At 67.0% G+C, this 17733-nt stretch carries 10 protein-coding genes; 3 read left to right on the top strand and 7 right to left on the bottom strand.

The window, feature by feature from the left end:
• Window position 1 precedes the first annotated feature (1 nt).
• From E3T43_RS16145 to E3T43_RS19370, 7 genes are all read right to left on the bottom strand, one after another.
• Window positions 2–1630, bottom strand: a complete 1629-nt coding sequence (locus E3T43_RS16145; protein WP_134442812.1) for a DUF5684 domain-containing protein — start codon at window positions 1628–1630, stop codon at window positions 2–4.
• Complete coding sequence (locus E3T43_RS16150; protein ID WP_134473157.1) at window positions 1631–4237, bottom strand: transglutaminase domain-containing protein; 2607 nt, start codon at window positions 4235–4237, stop codon at window positions 1631–1633.
• A complete protein-coding gene (locus tag E3T43_RS16155; protein WP_134473158.1) occupies window positions 4234–5622 on the bottom strand; it encodes a DUF58 domain-containing protein in 1389 nt (462 codons plus the stop codon). The genes E3T43_RS16150 and E3T43_RS16155 overlap by 4 nt, the downstream gene beginning before the upstream one ends.
• Window positions 5619–6584, bottom strand: a complete 966-nt coding sequence (locus E3T43_RS16160; protein ID WP_134473159.1) for a MoxR family ATPase — start codon at window positions 6582–6584, stop codon at window positions 5619–5621. The genes E3T43_RS16155 and E3T43_RS16160 overlap by 4 nt, the downstream gene beginning before the upstream one ends.
• Window positions 6585–6617: 33 nt before the next feature.
• Window positions 6618–12641 (bottom strand): Ig-like domain-containing protein, encoded by a 6024-nt coding sequence (locus E3T43_RS16165; protein ID WP_134473160.1) that lies wholly within the window; start codon window positions 12639–12641, stop codon window positions 6618–6620.
• Entirely contained in the window at window positions 12641–13780 is a 1140-nt protein-coding gene (locus tag E3T43_RS16170) for a serine/threonine-protein kinase (RefSeq protein ID WP_134473161.1), read from the bottom strand. Before E3T43_RS16170 ends, E3T43_RS16165 begins: the two co-directional genes overlap by 1 nt.
• Before the next feature lie 167 nt (window positions 13781–13947).
• Entirely contained in the window at window positions 13948–14088 is a 141-nt protein-coding gene (locus E3T43_RS19370; protein ID WP_241979041.1) for a hypothetical protein, read from the bottom strand.
• 477 nt (window positions 14089–14565) lie between these two features.
• On the opposite strand from E3T43_RS19370, the gene E3T43_RS16180 reads away from it, so the two are divergent.
• Genes E3T43_RS16180 through E3T43_RS16190 form a run of 3 tightly spaced genes read left to right on the top strand, consistent with a single transcriptional unit; the run spans window position 14566 to window position 17675 of the window.
• Complete coding sequence (locus E3T43_RS16180) at window positions 14566–15288, top strand: hypothetical protein (RefSeq protein WP_134473162.1); 723 nt, start codon at window positions 14566–14568, stop codon at window positions 15286–15288.
• The gene (locus tag E3T43_RS16185) at window positions 15236–16405 is read left to right on the top strand and encodes an HNH endonuclease signature motif containing protein (protein WP_134473163.1); all 1170 of its coding nucleotides are present in this window, start codon (window positions 15236–15238) and stop codon (window positions 16403–16405) included. Before E3T43_RS16180 ends, E3T43_RS16185 begins: the two co-directional genes overlap by 53 nt.
• Complete coding sequence (locus E3T43_RS16190; protein WP_134442731.1) at window positions 16389–17675, top strand: IS256 family transposase; 1287 nt, start codon at window positions 16389–16391, stop codon at window positions 17673–17675. Before E3T43_RS16185 ends, E3T43_RS16190 begins: the two co-directional genes overlap by 17 nt.
• The last annotated feature ends 58 nt before the right edge of the window (window positions 17676–17733 follow it).

Raw genomic sequence — 17733 nt, forward strand, 5'->3', positions numbered from 1 at the left:
TTCAGGCCTCCAGGTAGATGCGGGCCGCGAGCTCCCCCAGCAAAAACCGCTCGGTCAGCGACGCGCCCGCGCCCGCATCGAGCTCGCTCTCGTCGCCGGCGCCATCGATGAGCACGATGCCGTTGGTCGATTGCAGGTCGCGAATGCCCCAGGCCCCGTCAACGAAATCGAGGCGGGCGTGGGTCTTCGACACGGTCTTGCCGGGGTCCTGCAGCAAAACCAATTGCGCATCCGGATGTGCGCTGCCACGCGCAGGGTTGCGTCCGAGCAGCACGACCGGTTTGGTGAGCGAGACTTTCAGGCCGTGCTCGGTTTCGAGGGTCCATGGTTTCATACGGCGCACGACGATCATGGTCTCGTCGAGGTCGTCGTCGTCGAGCTCGATCTCGGTCGCGGTCTCGGCGCGGTCAGCGGCGCTCACGGCGGGGAAGGGGGCTGGGACCGAGGCCGGGATTGGGGCCGGGATTGGGGCGGGCGGGGCTTCCGGTGCGGGGGCGACCGGTATCGTCGGGGCCGCCTGGACGACCGGTGCCGGCCGGGCCCACGCGTTCGTCGCGGCGGCGACGGGAGCCGGCGGGGCAGCGAGCGGCGGGGCAGCGAGGGGCGGGGCATCCGTATCGGCCGGTTGCGCGGGCGCGTTGGGGACGGCCGGCGGCGCTGAGAGAGGTGCGGACGGTGCCGGAGACGCAGCGAGTGGTGCAGCCGCTGCAAATGGAGCTGGCGGAGCAACCGGGGCCGACGGAGCCGTGGGTGCAGCGGCGACCGGGGGCTCGACCGGCGACTCGACCCGGGGCTCGACGGGGGGCTCGACGGGGGACGAAACCGGCGACCGCACGTAAAACGGCGGCGGGCCCGTGGGCAGGCCACGCACGACCGGCGGCGCGGGCGTCGTGGTCGACGGAGCAGGCAGCACGCTCGGCAGGTCCACGGCTGCGGGCGCGGCCGGCACGGAGGGTGCCGGGGGCATCGGCGGTACGGCCAGCGGCGCGGGCACCGGAACGGGAAACCCCGTCACGGCCGGGCTGGACGGTGCTGCGGGCTGGCGAACGGGTTCCGGCGCCCAAGGCGGAGCGGCCGTCACGGGCGGCACCGGTTGCACCGGCAGCACGGGTAGCACTGCGGGCACCGCGGCAGCGGGAGCCGCGGCAGACGCGGCGGGAACGGGCACCGCCGGAACCGGCATCGCATTCGGTGCGGCCGGGCCCGTCAGCGGCGGCACCGGGGTGAACGGCACATACCCGGTTGCGGCCGGTACCGGCAGCCAGCCGGTGTTGGCGGACTTGCCGAATCCGAGCACGCCGGCCCAAATGGGGAAGGCGACCAGGTAGAGCAGGGTGAATCCGCCGCCGTGGCCGAGCCGTCGGTTGACGTTGTTGACCGCCAGGATGAAGACGATCAGGGCACCGATATCGACGACCGGGATGAACAACCCCACGACCCACAGGGCCGGATACCGACCGAGCTCAAACAGGGTGATGGTGTTGACGATCGGCACCCACGCCTTCCAGGCCTGTTCGCCGAGCTTGACGAAGACCTTGCCAAGTGCGATCGACGAAAACACATACAGGCCGAGGCCGAGTAGCACGGGCACCACGACGACGGCCATGACCGCTCCAGATGAATCATCCATTTACGATTTGCGGCCGCTGGTGCGCGGTCGCTCCCCCATTCTGCTGCTGGAGCGCCGGTTTGGGCGCACTGTGGTGACGTCTAGTCGAACTGTGCCGGGGCTGTGGTGTCGAAATCTGTGGTGTTGAAAACTGCGCGATCGGCCGGCATCCGCCAGTCGAGAGAAGGAGCGCAGCGAGAGGGCGGCACGCCAGCGGTCGCGCCTGGTGCCGCTCGCGGCCAGCCCGGCGCGCTCAGCGGTGACGAGCGCCCAGAAAGCGTCACTGTCGCTGGCAACCGGGGGCACTTCGCCGAACACGGCCTGATCGGCCAGCGCCGCGAGCATCTTGCCGCCGGCCGACTGGTAGTGCCGGGCGATCTCGACCCGGGTCATGCTGCCCTGGTCGGCGAAGCCGCGGTCGACGGCGGCGTCGACGTATTCGTCCCAGCCGCCGGCGAACCGTGCCGACACGTCCGGTGCCCGCGCCCGGTCCCGGCGTCGCTTGAGCTTGGCGCCCAGAATGACCAGGAACGGTGTGCTCACCACGAGCAGGGCGGCGAGGCTGATGCCGCCGATCTTCAGGGCCGCGAACAGCCAGGCCAGGTCGGTGCGGGTGACCGGTTCTTCTTCCTGCTGGTCTTCGCCGCTGGTCGGGTTGGCCTCGGGGGCCCGCTGTTCGGTAGCTCCCTCGGGTAGCACCTCGGTGTTGTACTGCGGGTCGCGGGTGGCATCGTCGATTGGTGAGAGCGGGTTCTGAAACTGCGGGGTCGCGTCCACGGTGATCCAACTGCCGTCGACTCCCGCCACTTCGACCCAGGCCGCAAGGTTCTGGCCCGAGCAGACACCCTCGACGCAGGCCCCGGGTGCGCCAGTTACCGCGTCGGCCGCCGCGAGGCTGAATCCCAGCACCACACGGGATTCAAACCCGAGGTGCTGGGCCAGCAGCGCGGTCGCCACGGCGAACTGTTCGTCATCGCCGACGGCGGCGACCAGCTGGGAGTTCTCGGTCGAGGTGGTGTTGTTCTGCTTCTCCAGCAGGGCGGTGAACAGGGCGTCGATGCGCGCGACCGAGTGGCCGGACAGGCTCGGCGAAAACTGGTAATCACCGAGGTCAGCGGTCCAGGACTGTGCCGTTGGAGTGGTCAGTGCGTGGCTGAGATAGCCGCGCTCCCGCAGCCGGCTGACGAGTTCGGCCAGTCCGGCACCGTCACTGCTGACCTCCTGCGCGGTGACCCAATCGGCGAGGCTCGCCGGAATCAGCGACTCATCAATCAGTCTGGACGCAGCCGCCGGGCGGGCGAGACCGGCCAGATCCGTCGCATCCGCTTCGCTCGGGGCAATGATCGTGTAGCGGTCGCCGCTTTCGAGGGTATTCAGTTGAATACCGGATGCCGTCCCCGCGTTGTAGAAGAACCCGTCGCTCAGTTCCGCCGCGCGTTCGCCGGCAAAGCGGATGCTCGACAGCGCGTCGGTCCCCGGCATCCACACGCCCTGATACCCGCTGATCGCAAACGCGGTCGCCCGGCCGCCGCTGGCCGAGCCGCGGCTGTGGGGCACCCGGGCAAACGCGGTGTCCTGGTCGCTCACGCCCGATATAGGGTCGACGACCCGAAAGACCTCGCCGTCATAGTGACTGAGCACGGCCAGGCGCACCCGGCTCGCCGGGTCGCCCTCAGCAGAAGTCACCGTGAATAGCTCCTCGTCATACCGCTCGGCGCTGAAGAAACTGCGGTACTGGCTCAGCGGGCTGACGTACTCGCGCAGCTCGACGGCGGGGTCGATGCTGCTGCGCAGCACCTCGCGGGCCGGAGTCGACGCCACCGCCGACAGCCCGCCGAGCGACACTGCGACGGCGAGTGCGAGCACGCCGAAGGCGAGGGCGCCGCGGCGCACCCGCCCGCCGAGGCCGCCAGGAGTGCGGCGCACCCCGGTCGTGCGGGCCGCCAAATTGAGGGCTTCGCTGCGGGCCAGGTGGGTGCGCCAGGCCAGAAAGCCGAAGCCGAGCAGCAGTGCGGCCAGTCCGATCAGGCTCTCCCGCGGTGCCGGAACGGTGAACCCGGCGACCGAAAGCGGCGCGCTCTCGGCGCCGGACCCAAACACCAGCCCGAATAGTTGCACGGCGAAGATCAGGGGAACGGCGAGGGCGGAGCGTCGGCCGCCGCGCCAGGCGAGCGTCAGGGCCGCTGTCGTGCCGCCGAGAAACAGCACGAAGGCCGGAACCAGCAGGGTCTGGTATGACCCGACCGGCAGCGAAATGGTGACGAGTTCCTTCCAGCTGAACACCGTGGCAGCGACCAGGTCGAGCAGGCCGCCGAGCACGTTCGACGCGCTCGATAAGGCCGATGGCACCGCGAGCGGAACGCCCAGCAGCAGGTAGACGCCGAGGGTGGCCAGCAGCAGGCTGAACCAGGACCAGCCGCGGGCGCGAGCAAGCCAGGCCAGCAGTATGCCCGCCGCGATCGCTCCGGCCGCCATCACCAGATAGCTGCTGTCCTGATAGATCGGCCAGGCCGCCCAGACGGCGACCAGCAGCATCAGCACCACGAACAGGGCGTTGATTACGAGGGAACGTCGCTGACTGGGTGCGCGGCGCGGCCGACGCGGGGGCAGGGAACCGGGCGCACTCATGCGGCCCGCCGGCTCAGCAGGGAACGAAAGTCGTCGAGCACGCCGATAGTCAGCACGCTCGTGCCGGCCAGGTCGCGAAAGCTCGGCTGAACTTTCGGGTCGCACAGAACGGCAACGACCCGCACGTTGCCGTCGAATTTGAGGGTGAGCGCCTGCAGCCGCCGGGCGGTCATGGTGGAGCCGCAGACCACGAACGCGATCGACATATCGGGCACCACCTGGGCCGCGAGCAGACAGACGTCTTCAACGTTCATGGCCTGCGCGCTGGTCTCAATCGCGGTGAGGTCGTCGAGCAGGGTGCGGGTCGATACGACGCTCAAACTCCGCACCGAACGGATGCTGCTGCGCACGATATCGGGAATCTCCGTACTCGCCACGACGGCCAGGTCCCGACCGTCGCGAATCGCGCGCACGCCGAGCGAACCGGTGGCGCTGACCGCCATCTCGAACTCGTCCTCGGAAGCGTATTCCGCCTGGTTCAGGCTCAGCACGATAGCTAGGCGCGAACGCCGGCTCTCCTCGAACTGGCGCACCATGAGCTTGCCGGTCTTGGCGGTTGACTTCCAGTGGATGTGTCGCTGCCCGTCGCCCGGCGCATACTCCCGAATGGCGTGAAACGAGATATCGGAGTCGACGATGTCACTCGTCGGGTTGCCCTCGAGGTCGCGCACAAATCCGGCGCTCGTGCTCGGAATCGACACGGTCACCGGGTGCACGAACAGGCGATTCACGTCGGCCCAGGCCACTTCGCGGCCGAGCACGCCGAGCGGGTCGCTGCGCACGGTCGTGACCGGGCCCACATCGATGATGCCGCGGCGGTACGCGGGCACGCGAACGTGTTCCTCGTGCACCTGACCGGCGCGCAGCAGCGGCACGTAGACATCCGCTAGCCCCCGGCCGATCGGAACGTCGACGCGACCGGGCAGTTCGAGCCGCTTGGAGATATTGGTGACGGTGAGGGTGCCGAGCACTTCGGAACCGGCCACGACCCGATCGACCGGCAGCGTGAAGTCGACGCTGTAGGCGCGGCCACCGGCCAGAAACGGCAGTGAAATGAGGATGAGGGCGACCGCCACCCAGCCGATCACGATCAATTCGGTCCAGCCGAACGCCAGACCGAGCGGCAGCAGCACGATCGCGGCCGCGACCACGACCCAGCCGGCCGGCGTGACCGTTTCGCCAACCCAGTCGACGGATGCCCGCACACCGATTCGCACAGCGCGCGCGGCCCGCATCCAGATCACGACGGCGCCCACGAGGGTCAACGTCGTTGACCTATTCGTGCGCGTCGTGGCATACCGGGTGTGCGTTGCAGACCGGGTCTGGGTGCTGGTGCGCGCCAGATTTGATGTCTGGGAGCGCCGCGATTCGGTGTGAAAGCTCACGCCAGGTCGCTCCGACTGGGCGGCAGCACGTCGAGCAGAATCTGGCCGATAACGGCGCTCGCGGTGACGCCGTCGAACTCGGCCTCAGGGTCGAGCACCATCCGGTGGGCGAGCACCTGCTCGGCGAGCGCCTTCACGTCGTCGGGGGTGACGAAGCTGCGGCCGTGCGCGACGGCCCAGGTCTTCGCGGCCTTGGTGAGGGCGCGGGCGCCACGCACGCTGACGCCCATGCGCACCTGGCGAGCATTGCGGGTCGCCTCGATCAGGCGACCGATGTAGTCGTAGATAAGAGGGTTCACGAAGACACCGCGGGCGATGTCGCTCATGCTCACGAGCGCCTGCGGGGTGATCACCGCTGCGAGGTCGTGCCGCACATCTGCGGTGCCCTCGAGAATACGAATGGTCGCGGCGAGGTCGGGGTAGCCGAGCGAGGCCTTCATCATGAAGCGGTCGAGCTGGGCTTCGGGCAGCCGGTAGGTGCCGGCGTGCTCGATCGGGTTCTGGGTGGCGATGACGAGAAACGGCACACCGGTGGAGCGAGTGACACCGTCGATGGTGACGTTGCCCTCCTCCATCGCTTCGAGCAGCGCCGACTGGGTTTTCGGGCTGGCCCGGTTGATCTCGTCGGCGAGCACGACGTTGGCGAAGATCGGGCCGCTGTGAAACTCGAACTCGCCGGTCTTCTGGTCGTACACGGTGATGCCGGTCACGTCGCCGGGCAGCAGGTCTGGCGTGAACTGAATTCGGGTCGAGACGCCCTGCACGGTCTGGGACATGGCGCGGGCCAGCGAGGTCTTGCCGGTGCCTGGGTAGTCTTCGAGCAGCAGGTGGCCCTCGCTGACCATCGCGGTGAAGGCGAGTTCGATCACGTGGCGCTTGCCGAGGACGACGCGTTCAACGTTGTCGACCATCATCGTGAAGGTCGCGGCGAACCATTCGGACTGCTCCGGGGTGATTGTCATGGGTAGCTCTTTCAGTGTCACGGTTTATTGCTGTCACGGTGTTGTGGTGGTCGCCGCGGTGCACGCGACGGCGGTGGTCGTCGTGGTACCTGAGACGATTTCCAGACCCGAGGTTTCGGGGGCGGTCCAGCTCAGGGTCCAGTTCACGTTTCTGGTCTGGGCGGCGTCCAGGGGCACATTCTGGTCGCCGTTCACCCACATTCGGCCACCGTTGGGGGGGTTGGTGACGTCGTACTGCGCAACGGTGACCACCCCCTCGGCGAGGCCGGTGTCCGTTGCGTCGACCGCGACGGCGAGCGTACCGCCGATGACGCAGCCACTGTTGTCGAGGCCGTTCACCGCGAACCTGACCTGCCAGGCGCGCGCGGCGTCGGCTGCTTCCACCGTCGACCAATCGCTGCACAGGGTGAAATCGGCCTCGGTGCAGTACCGTACGCGAATACGCGGGTCGGCGCCGAACACCGTCGAGCCCCTGACGACGTCGAAGTTTTCGAAGTCGACCACGAAATCGCTCGGCGCGGTCGTCGACGATGTGGGAGCGGTGATGAGGTACTGGCCGTCAACCGGCGCCGCCAGGCCGTAGGTGTATTCCCCGTTGCCCGGGGCGGGCGGCTGCTCCCAGGTGGTGATCGAATCGGCAGTGGCCGTGGCGACCCCGTAGCCGTTGGAGTAGCAGACCGTCACGAAATATTCCGTGTGTTTGGTCAGACCGTCGATTTCGCGGTCTTTCGAAGTGGCTGCGGCGCCGGCCGAGGTCAGACCGGTCGCGGTGAGTCGGCAGGTCGCGCCCTCGGTGAGTGAGGCGACGTAGAGAAATTCTTCCGGCAGGGTGCTGAAGTTCTTCTCGAAGCGCGCTTGGGCCACGGTGATCGACCGGTTCTGCGAGCTCAGCACACCGGCACTGGTGATGGCGGGCGATCCGGCCACGAGCACCGTCTGCGACGTCGTCTCCTCGGTCGGGCCGGTTCCGGCGGGCTGCTCGTGGCGGCTCAGCGGGGTCACGGTGATGTTCTGGTCGCCGACCTCGAGTGCGAGGGTGAGCTCGGTCGTTCCGAGACCGGGCGAAGCGACTCGTTGTTCGACCCCGTTGACGCTGTACCGATTGGTGGACCGGTCATTGTTTTCGATGGTCACGGCCACAGCGCCGGTGCCGGCGCTCGTCACATCCTCGTCGAAGACCGGCTCAGCCGTGAGCGTTCCCATGCCGGGGGTGTCATAGGACCAGGCCGTAACGCTGACCGCACTGCGAGATTCGCCGACGGCGTTCACGGCCTTGGCCTCGTAGCGGTCCTTCAGACCGTTTTCGGTCGTTCGAATCACACCGCAGTCGCCCGAAACATCACAGCGACCGACCGAAGCCCCATTGCGGTACAGGGTGAATCCCGTGAGCTTCGGGTAGGTGGAGTTCGCGCCGCCGGGGCTGACGGACAGGGTGATCGACTCGTCGCCGTAGGCGATCTGGGTGACCGCGTTCGGCACCTTGGGGTACCCCTGCAGGTCGACCGTGATCGACCCGTTGCGGCTGCCGGCGCTGAGCTTGCCCTGCGCGTCGCGCACCACAAAACTGGCCTCGCAGACCCCGCCGGCGGTATCACCAGACCAGGAGGCCCGCACGCTGCGGGTGTTCTCCACCGCGAAGGAGACGCCGACGCAGGTGCTCGGCGCCGCGACCGACACCAGTACGAGCGACGTGTTGCGGTACAGGTTGACCTCGCCGGCCACGCCGACGACGGCGATCGAGCAGCTCGAGCCGGAGGACTGCGAACAGGTCCGTGCCACCGTACCGCCCTTGGGCAGCTCGCTCGGCGCCGGGCCGACTTTGAGCGCGAGCAGGGCCGGCTCGGCGTCGCGGTGGCTGGCGAGGCTCACCGTCACGGCCGCCTCACGGCCGGCCACGGCGTTGTCCGCGACGGAGATCGTGAGAATGGCACCGTCCTGCGTCACGGTGAACTGGTCGGAGACGATCTCGGTCGCGAAGGTCAGCGCCGGTACCGCTCCCTTACCCTGCCAGTCGACCATGTGGCTGAGGTCGTAACGAATGTCGTCGGCGCCCGGGCTTTGGGTCAGTGCCGCCGGGCGCAGGGTCGGCTGCGGGTCAAGCGGTTCAACGACGATCGGCACGACCAGCTGGGTGTAATCCTCCTGGCCGTCGATGCGCACCGGCACGGTGCACGAGTCGCTCCAGGGGGCATCAGATCCGGCCGTGTAGGTGACGCTCGTTCCGCCCTCGAAAGTGCAGCTCGCGTTCACGCGTTCCCCAGACGAACGGATGCCGGCGCGCTCCAGTTGCAGCTCGGTCCCGGCCGGAATCGACACCAGGCTGGCCAGGTCGAAGCTGACGGAGGCGTCTTCCCGAACGTTCTGCTCCACGTTGCCCTTTTTGAGCGCGAGGATGATGGCATCCGCTGAAGGAATGCGCAGGAACCCGTAGGTGGTGACTTCGACACCCTGAAAATTGAGGCCGGTCAGCGAGAACGGGGCGAGGAGTCCCTCGTCGGGAACCTCGCCGCTGATCTTCCAGCCGGAGACCGTGAGGCCGGGGTGGTCGCCCCACAGTGCGAGGGTCAGGCCCCCGACGTCGCCAGAGTTCCAGGAGACTTTGCCGGTCACGACGTCGATGCCTGTCGGGAACGAGTCGCGGTCGTCGAGAGCGACGGTCGTGTCGATGACGATGGGAAAGTCAGGAACGGAGGCGCGCACCACCTTCACAACGATGAGGCCCTGGCCGACGTCTTCGTTCTCGTTGGCGACGGAGTAGACGAAGGTGAGCAGTCCGGGCTCGTCGCCGGCGGTGAAGACCACCTGGTTGTCGCTGACCTGCTCGATGCGCTGCTGCAGGGCATCGTATTCGAGCGAGCCGGCCGTGGCGTCGGGCGTGACGCCGGTCAGGGTGAGTCGTCCGCCTCCGGGTTCCACGTCGTTGGCGGCCGGGCGCACGATCACCAGGTTGTCGGCACCGACCTGCACCTCGACGTAGTCACTGAACGTGATCGGGCTCGGGTTGGAGCGCTGGTCGAGCACACCGATGCGCACCAGGGCGATGCCGGTGGCGCCGCTGGCATCGCGCACCCGGTATTGGAATTCGATGGCGCCGTGGTAGTCGAGCGGGCTCGAATAGACAATGGCGTCGCCGGTGGCGTTGACCCCGGCGGTTCCGCGCGCCGGTTGGGTCAGTACCCGGTCGAGTACGACGGTGTCGCCATCCGGGTCGAGGCCGAAGCTGTCGAAGGGAATCTCGATGCTCTCCCCCGACAGCACGCGGCCGTAGAGGGTGTGCGGCTGTGGGGCGGTGTTGTCGCCCTCGGCGAGCACCTCGATCGAGACGACGGCCGAGTCGATCAATTCGGGGGCGCCGGCAACATAGACGCTGTAGCCGAGTTCATAGCTGCCCGGCTGGTCCGGCGCGAGGTAGCGCAGCTCGGCGCCGACCGCGAAGGCGAGACCCCGATCGCTTCTGTTCTGCACCGATTTGGCGTTGAGCATCACGATATTGCCGTCGGGCGCGACGTCGTTGGCGAGCACGGGAATGTCAATCTGCGCGCCGACCCGCACCGACACGCTGTCGTTCCTGGCGATCGGTGCCTGCGTCACTGACGCCGGAAGCAGGTAGACGGTGGCCTCGCCGCGCACGGTGTACAGCGGGTTTTCGGTGCCGTCAGAGACGGTGTAGCGCACGATGCCGAGCTTGCCCGGCTGTTCGTCGGCGGTCGAGCCGCGCACGCGCAACACGTTCTGGCCGACCACGTCGACGCTGAGCGACGCCCCGAACACGGTGTCGGGGATAGCTTCGCCGAGCAGCAGCACCCGCCCGGCCGGGTTGGAGACGGCGGTGAAGACGTCGACGCTCGTGTCCGCCTTGGGCCGCACGAAAACGGTCACCGGGGAGGTGGTGAGTGCCTGCGCATCCGCTGACACCACCGAAATGCGCACGAAAGAGACGACTTCGCTGGCGTCGTCGGCGATGGTGAGGCTGACCGTGTAGTTGCCTGGCATAGTGGCGACGAAGTCGAAGGAGGTTCCGTTGGCGGTGACGCCGACCGTGGATCCCTCGGAGCTGGTCGGGGTGGTCGCCGAATTGATGCGGTACAGGCCGGCTGCGCCGGAGACGTACTCGGCCGGGCTGACCGTGAGGCGTTCGTTCACCGAGGCGAGCAGTGCGAACGGTAGGGCCGTGAGCTGCGGGGTCGGCGTGACCGCGATCGTGAGCACCTTCTCGGCCGTGGCACCGTGAATGTCGGAGACGCTCACCAGAATGGTTGCCGATTGCGCGGTCTGGTCGGTCGCGTTGGGGTGCTTGTAGACGAGCACCCCGGCCGGCGTCACGCTGACCGAGCCGACGTCGGTCGTGTTCACAACGGATGCGACGAAAATCGGATCCCCGTCGGGATCGACCCAGCCGGGCAGCACCGGAACGGTGACCGTACCGCCGGGTTGCACCTCGGGGCTCGGCCAGTCTTGCAGGCAGCCCTCGGTGCCGCACCATACCGGCGCGGCATTCACGTCGTCGCCGTGCACGGTCAGGGTGACCGTCGTGGCCGGCGAGTTGAGTCCGTCTGCGCGGGAACCGTCGGTGACGGCGTAGCTGAACGTGGCCGAGCCGCGAGCGCCGGCGGCGACCTGCACTGCGATGGCCTGGTTCGAGTCGGTGACGCTGACGGTGCCCCAGGAAGGGTCAAGCCCGGCCACCGCGGCTGGCAGCACGGTGAGCACGTCGTCGTTGGCGTCGTGGTCGTTGAGCAGCACAGGAAGCAGGGTGAGTTGGTCGCTGCGTACCCCGAAGGCATCGGCAACCGCCACGGGAGCCTTGGGCTCGACAACCTCAGAGGCTTCCTCCACGTCGTCCTGGCGCTGCGGTTCTTCAGCCGCGGCGAGGGTCCAGTCCTGGGAACTCTCGACCAGGGCACCGCCCGGAACGGTCCACACCCATCCGCTCCGGGAGTCGTTGAGAATCATGAGGGAGTCGTTGGACCGAAACGCGGGGGCTGCGTCCCCGTTCGGTGTGGCCGTGCCGTAGCTGAGCGTCGTTTCGCCGGCGCTTTCGCTGAACAGGGTGCCGCCGGTGCCGGAGGACGGCAGCCAGGCCGCGTAGCGCTCGCCATTAAAAGGGGTCGGTACGGCCGGGACCCCGAGCACAGTCTCAAAATCGCCGACCAGTTCGGTGCGGGCACCGTCAGCCAGCGCAAAGGAAACCAGGCCGGTCTGGTCGGCCACGAGCACGCCGTCGGAACCCCGCAGGTCGTCGGTACTGCTCGGGCGCTGCAGCACGGCCAGCTCGCTCAGATTCGTCTCGACCGGTTCGTCCTGGCCGGCCAGCCAGAGTTCGTCGCCGGCCACGCTGAGCAGCGCCCAGGTATCGCCGACGACGCTCAGCTGGGTGCCTGGCTCGGTCGGACCGTCGGTGACGGTGTCATCACCCAGAATTTCGTCGTCCACTATGGAATAGCGCAGCACGCTGTTGGCCGCGCTGGAGTAGCTGTAGAGCACGCCGTCGGGGGTGATCGCGACGGCGTCGGAGACGTAGGAGCGGGCGGTTTCGCCCTCGATGACTTCGTCGTCGGCGTAGGGGTTGACCGGGCGCGGGGATTCGGCCGCGCCGACCGCCCCGGCGAACACCGCTCCGGTGGTCGTGAGGTAGCCAACCCAGGCCCCCGATGAGACGACGGTGCGGGTACCGGCCGGGGTCACGTCGTAGTCGGCGGCGTCGTCGCCGAGGTCGATCGGCGCGGCGAGGCTCACGTCGACGACTTTTTCGTTGTTCTGCGCGTAGAGCAGCACGGTCGCGTCGGTCTGCACCAATTCGCTCGGCGCCGGCACGGTTTTCACGGTGTCCAGTTCGAGCAGGTCGGTGTTGATGCGGGCGTACCGGTTGCCGTCGCCGCTCTGCAGCGCCCAGATCGAGCTCGCGTGCACCGGAGTCTGCTTTACATCGAAACCGTCGACGACGATGGCCACCGTGGCCAGCAACGCACCGATCGCGGCCACCGCCATAATGCGAATAATGCCGCGACGCTTCTTCGATATCACCGGGAATCGGCGGCGGGTGCGCGGCCCGGCCACTAGATCAGCCCAACGAGAAGCAGGGCGCCGAACGTCGCGCCACCACCGACGACGACCGCCCCGACCAGAAGCAGGGCGAGGGCCACCGGGCGCAGGCGCGTTCGGCGGGGGCCGTCAACGTCGGTCAGCGTGCCCTCCCGCGTTTGTGAGGCCGGGCGACGGGTTCCCCGGCCGGGGCGCAGCGACGCGATGACCACGTCGGAGACGACCGGGCCGCGAGCCTCCAGGTTGTTGAAATCGACGGGCATGCCAGCGGATGCCCACGCTTCGTCCGCCACTTCGAGCGCGGTGATCGGCAGCCCCAGGTCGCGCTGCACCCGCTGCAGGTCGTGCGCGCACTCGAGCAGGCTCGCCTGGCGGCTGGCCGGGTCGCGACTCATCATACGGGCGAGGATGGTTTCGAGGGCGGGGGGAACATCCGCTCGCCCGATGCTCGTGTATTTGGCCCGGCTGATGCGTTGTTTCAGTTGTGCGCGCGATCCGGCGGATCCGGCGGGCAGGTCGAACGGGGCCCGATCGGCCAGTAGAGAGTAGAGGGTGGCGCCGAACGACCAGACTTCGGTGGCGACGGTACCGGTCGTGCGCTCGTCGACAACTTCTGGGGCGCTCCACGGCAGCGACATGGCGAACAGTTCGCCCGGGCCGCCACCGGCCAGGGAAGCGGCGATACCGAAGTCACCGAGCACCGGACCGCCGAAGGTCGTGGTGAGAATGTTGGACGGTTTGATGTCTCGGTGCAGCACCTTGGAGCGGTGTGCGGTTTCGAGGGCGCAGGCGATTTTGACTGCGACGCCCAGCACCGTCGCCAGGGGCAGCGGCGCAGCGCGCTCACGCGAGGCGTATGAGCCAGGGCAGAATTCCATCACGAGATAGGGGCGGCCGTCGGCCGAGATGCTCGCGTTGTAGACGGTGAGAATAGACGGATGCGAGCTGAGCCTGGCCATGACATCGGCTTCGGCGTTGAATGAGCGCAATACGTCATCGTCGACGATGTCCCGCAGCAGCACTTTGACGGCCACGGAGCGGCGCGGCATGTTCTGTTCGAACAGAAAGACGTCGGCGAATCCGCCGGTGCCGAGCGGGCGCACGTAGCTGTATCCCGACAAAATGGGCGGAACAGAGGGAAGTCGCCTGCCCATTGCTCCCCCCGACCTGCGTTGTTTCTGTCGTGCAACCTTGTGCTGGTCTAAGGTTCAAGCTTAACCACGGCGCCCGATCCCGACACCCACAAGGGGACATGGTACACCCCCACAATGGGGGTGCAAAATGTGAGCGCGGTGGGGGCCACAGAACGCTTGACCGGGCGCTAGCCGCGGATACCGTTGCCGAGCTCGGTGTCCGCGTTGCCGCGTGCGTCGGCGGCGGCGGCGGTGAGGAACTGACTCATGCCGTCGAGGCCGTCGAGGCCGTTGACCGCGACGGGTCGCGCCCTGCGTGAACGAGTCATACGCGGTCCGGAAGGCACCCGAAGCCGAGTCCGTCACGAAGCGAGAACCGACCAGATTGTTCACGAGCGTCTGCAGCTCGGTCAGCTTGGTGATGAGGTCTTCCTTGCCGGAAATGAGTCGACCAGCGGCATCCGTCATGTCGGACTAGGTCACATTGCGATTGGCCAAGGTGTCCCCCCACTTGTTTGAGCCCGGAGGGTGCGTGTGGTCCTGACCTAATGGCAATACCCCGGACGGGTCGAATAGGGGTGCACTCACCGTCCACTGCCCGCACTGGACGCTAGCTGCACGAAGTCGGGGTGCTGGCTACCTGCGAGACCCGCCCGCTTCCGTTGGTCGAGCTTGCCGAGACCGCCATGGACTGGGCTGAGCCGGTCTCGAGAACGCGCGGTCTGCCCGAATGCATATTCGTACAGACATCCAAACATATCTGAGAAACCCTCGACTCTGGCGCATGGTTTTGGTACACTTCTTCTATGAGCCAGAGCGGCGATATTCCCCAGCCGGGCCGTGTCGATCCGTTCTTCGCGGCTCACGGCTACCCGCCGTCCACACCCGAAGAGCGCGCCGAGTTCGAGGTGTTCTGGGCGCAGTGCCAGGCCGATTGGCGGTGTGAAATTGCCGAGGGGCTCGGAGAATTCGCCCCGTACGAGGTCACCGACCCGGTCGATCTGGAACCGGTCAACCCGGCACTAGTGAGCCCGGCGCCAGTGAGCCCCGCGGTTGGCCGCCCGGAGCTGATTGATTGCCCGACCATTCCGGCCGGCCTCGATCTGACCGAGGTGTTCGCCGCGGTGCCGCCCGAGCACCTCTTCGATGAGGACCTCCGCGAGGAGTTCCTGTATACGAACTACCTCGCGGACAATTTCCTCCCGGTCGATTTCATCCCGGACGAATGCACCACTGACGGATGCACCGCTGACGAGCGGTGCACTGACCGTGCTGAGGCTGATCGCGCTGACGCTGACCCGGCTGACGCTGACCAACCCGGTCTGGACCCTGGTAGTCCCGCAGAGGTGCTGAGTCCGTTCCAGCGGCACCAGGCGCAGTTCGTCGACCGGGTGCTGTACCTCGAGAAAGTCATCGCTTGGGCGCAGGCGAGTAAGGCCGAGGTCTTGACGGAGGCGTGGGATTACACCACTAACAGTGCCGAGACCGGGCAGCCGCAAGAGCCGGGTGCTGGTCGAGTCCCGGCCTGAGACCCTGACCGCTCTCCGCACTGGGGAGATCTCCCTGCGGCACGCCCGCCAGGTGCTCGACCAGCTCGATTCCGTCCCGCAGCCCGCCCGCGCCGAGTTGGAGGCGGTGTTGCTGCCGCACGCTCGTAAACTCACTCCGGCGCAGTTCGACGGCAAGGCCCGCAAACTGCGGGAGCGGTTCCACCCTGACAGCATCACCGTTCGCCGCACCCGGTGCCTGGCCGACCGCAAGGTGCAGTTCTTCCCCGACCAGGACGGCATGGCCACCCTGTGGTTACGGGCGGCGGGCGATGACGTGCAGAGTATCTATACTCGGGTCACCGATGCGGCGATCAGTCTGCAGGGCCCGGATGAGCCCCGCACCCTCAGCCAACTCCGCGCCGACGTCGCCATTGACCTGCTCCAGCAGGGCGTCACCGGCACAGGTCTCGGCGCCGGCCTCACCGCCAACGTCAACATCACCGTCCCGGTCCTCACCCTGATGGGTGTGACTGAGGAACCCGCCGAGCTCGAAGGCTACGGCCCGATCGACCCGGAGACGGCCCGCCGGCTGGCTGGGACGGCGACGAGTTTTCTGCGCGTCCTCACTCACCCGCACACCGGCATCGTCCTCGACGTCAGCTCCACCCCGTTCCGCGTGCCCGCGGCGCTGAAGAAATACCTCCGACTACGCGATGGAACCTGCCGGTTCCCCGGCTGCAACCGCTCCGCCGGCCACGCCGACCTCGACCACACCATCGATAAACAATTCGGCGGCCCCACCACCGCCACCAACCTCCACTTCCTCTCTCCCGCCCACCACAACCTGAAGCACTTCTCCGATTGGAAAGCCGTCGCCGATCCCGACGGCACCGTCCACTGGACCAGCCCCGCCGGCAAACACTACGCCACCGACCCCGCCACCCGCATCCGTCCGCACCTGCAACAAACCGAAACGCCACCACAGGCACCATCCCCACCAGACGAACCCCTGAGTGACCCCTGGAACACCACCTGGAACGCCGCGTGGAACACCGACGACACCAACTCTCAACGGGACTGTCTCTTAAACGGTGTTTCCGGCCTGACGCGCCGGACTTGGGTCTGGCGGGAAAGGTGCCGTGATGACGACACTTGATGCTGTGACGAAGAAGACGAAATCTGAGCCCACTCGTGAGGCGGTGGCTGCGAAGGAATGGGTGCGCCTGGCCAAGGAGCAGGGCCTGGCTCTGGACGGTCCGGACGGCCTGCTGGGCCAGTTCACGAAAACGTTCCTAGAGACGGCGCTGAACGAGGAAATGACTGAGCATCTCGGTCATGAGAAAAACCGTGCCCCGGACGAGCGTGACGAATCCAACGTGCGCAACGGGACCCGGCCCAAAACGGTGATCAGCCCCTCGACGGGGCCGGTGACCATTCAGGTGCCTCGTGACCGGGACGCCACGTTCACTCCGGTGATCGTGGCGAAACGACAACGCCGTTTGACCGGGGTTGATGAGATTGTGCTGTCATTGTATGCCCGCGGCCTCACGACCGGGGAGATCAGCGCGCACTTCAACCAGATCTACGGCGCGCAGGTCTCCAAAGAGACGATCTCTCGGATCACGGACAAAGTGATCGAGGAGATGCAAACGTGGCAGTCCCGCCCGTTGAACGGCGTCTACGCGGCGATCTTCATCGACGCGATCGTGGTGAAGATCCGGGATGGGCAGGTCGCCAACCGGCCCATCTATGCGGCCATCGGCGTGACTCTGGACGGTGATAAGGACATTCTCGGGTTGTGGGCCGGCACCGGCGGTGAGGGCGCCAAGTTCTGGATGTCTGTCCTGACCGACATCAAAAACCGTGGCGTCACCGACACGTTCTTCCTGGTCTGTGACGGGTTGAAAGGGCTCCCGGAGGTTGTCGGGAACGTGTGGCCGTTGACGACGGTGCAGACGTGCATCATTCACCTCATTCGGAACACGTTCAAACTGTCCTCGAAGAAGGATTGGGATGCGATGAAACGAGCCGTGAAACCGATCTACACCGCTCCGACCGTTGACGCCGCACGAGCAGCTCTCGATGATCTATCCGAGAGCTGGGGGAAGAAATACGGTGCGATCATCCGGTTGTGGGAGTCGGCATGGGAAGAGTTCACCCCGTTCTTGTCCTACGACCCCGAGATCCGCCAGGTGATCTGCTCCACGAATGCGATCGAGTCACTCAATGCCCGGTACCGTCGTGCGGTGCGTGCTCGAGGGCATTTCCCCACGGAGCAGGCCGCTCTAAAATGCTTGTATCTGGTCACGCGAAGTCTCGATCCCACCGGTGAGGGCCGAGCTCGATGGACAATGAGGTGGAAGCCCGCTCTCAACGCCTTCGCCATCACCTTCCACGACCGCTGGCCGAACGCAGAATCCTACTAATGAAAAACGCCGGAAACACCGTTACTGAGACACACCCCTCTCAACCGTTCTAGCAGCC

The organism is Cryobacterium sp. Hh7 (genome assembly GCF_004403155.1).
In the GTDB taxonomy this organism is placed as follows: domain Bacteria; phylum Actinomycetota; class Actinomycetes; order Actinomycetales; family Microbacteriaceae; genus Cryobacterium; species Cryobacterium levicorallinum.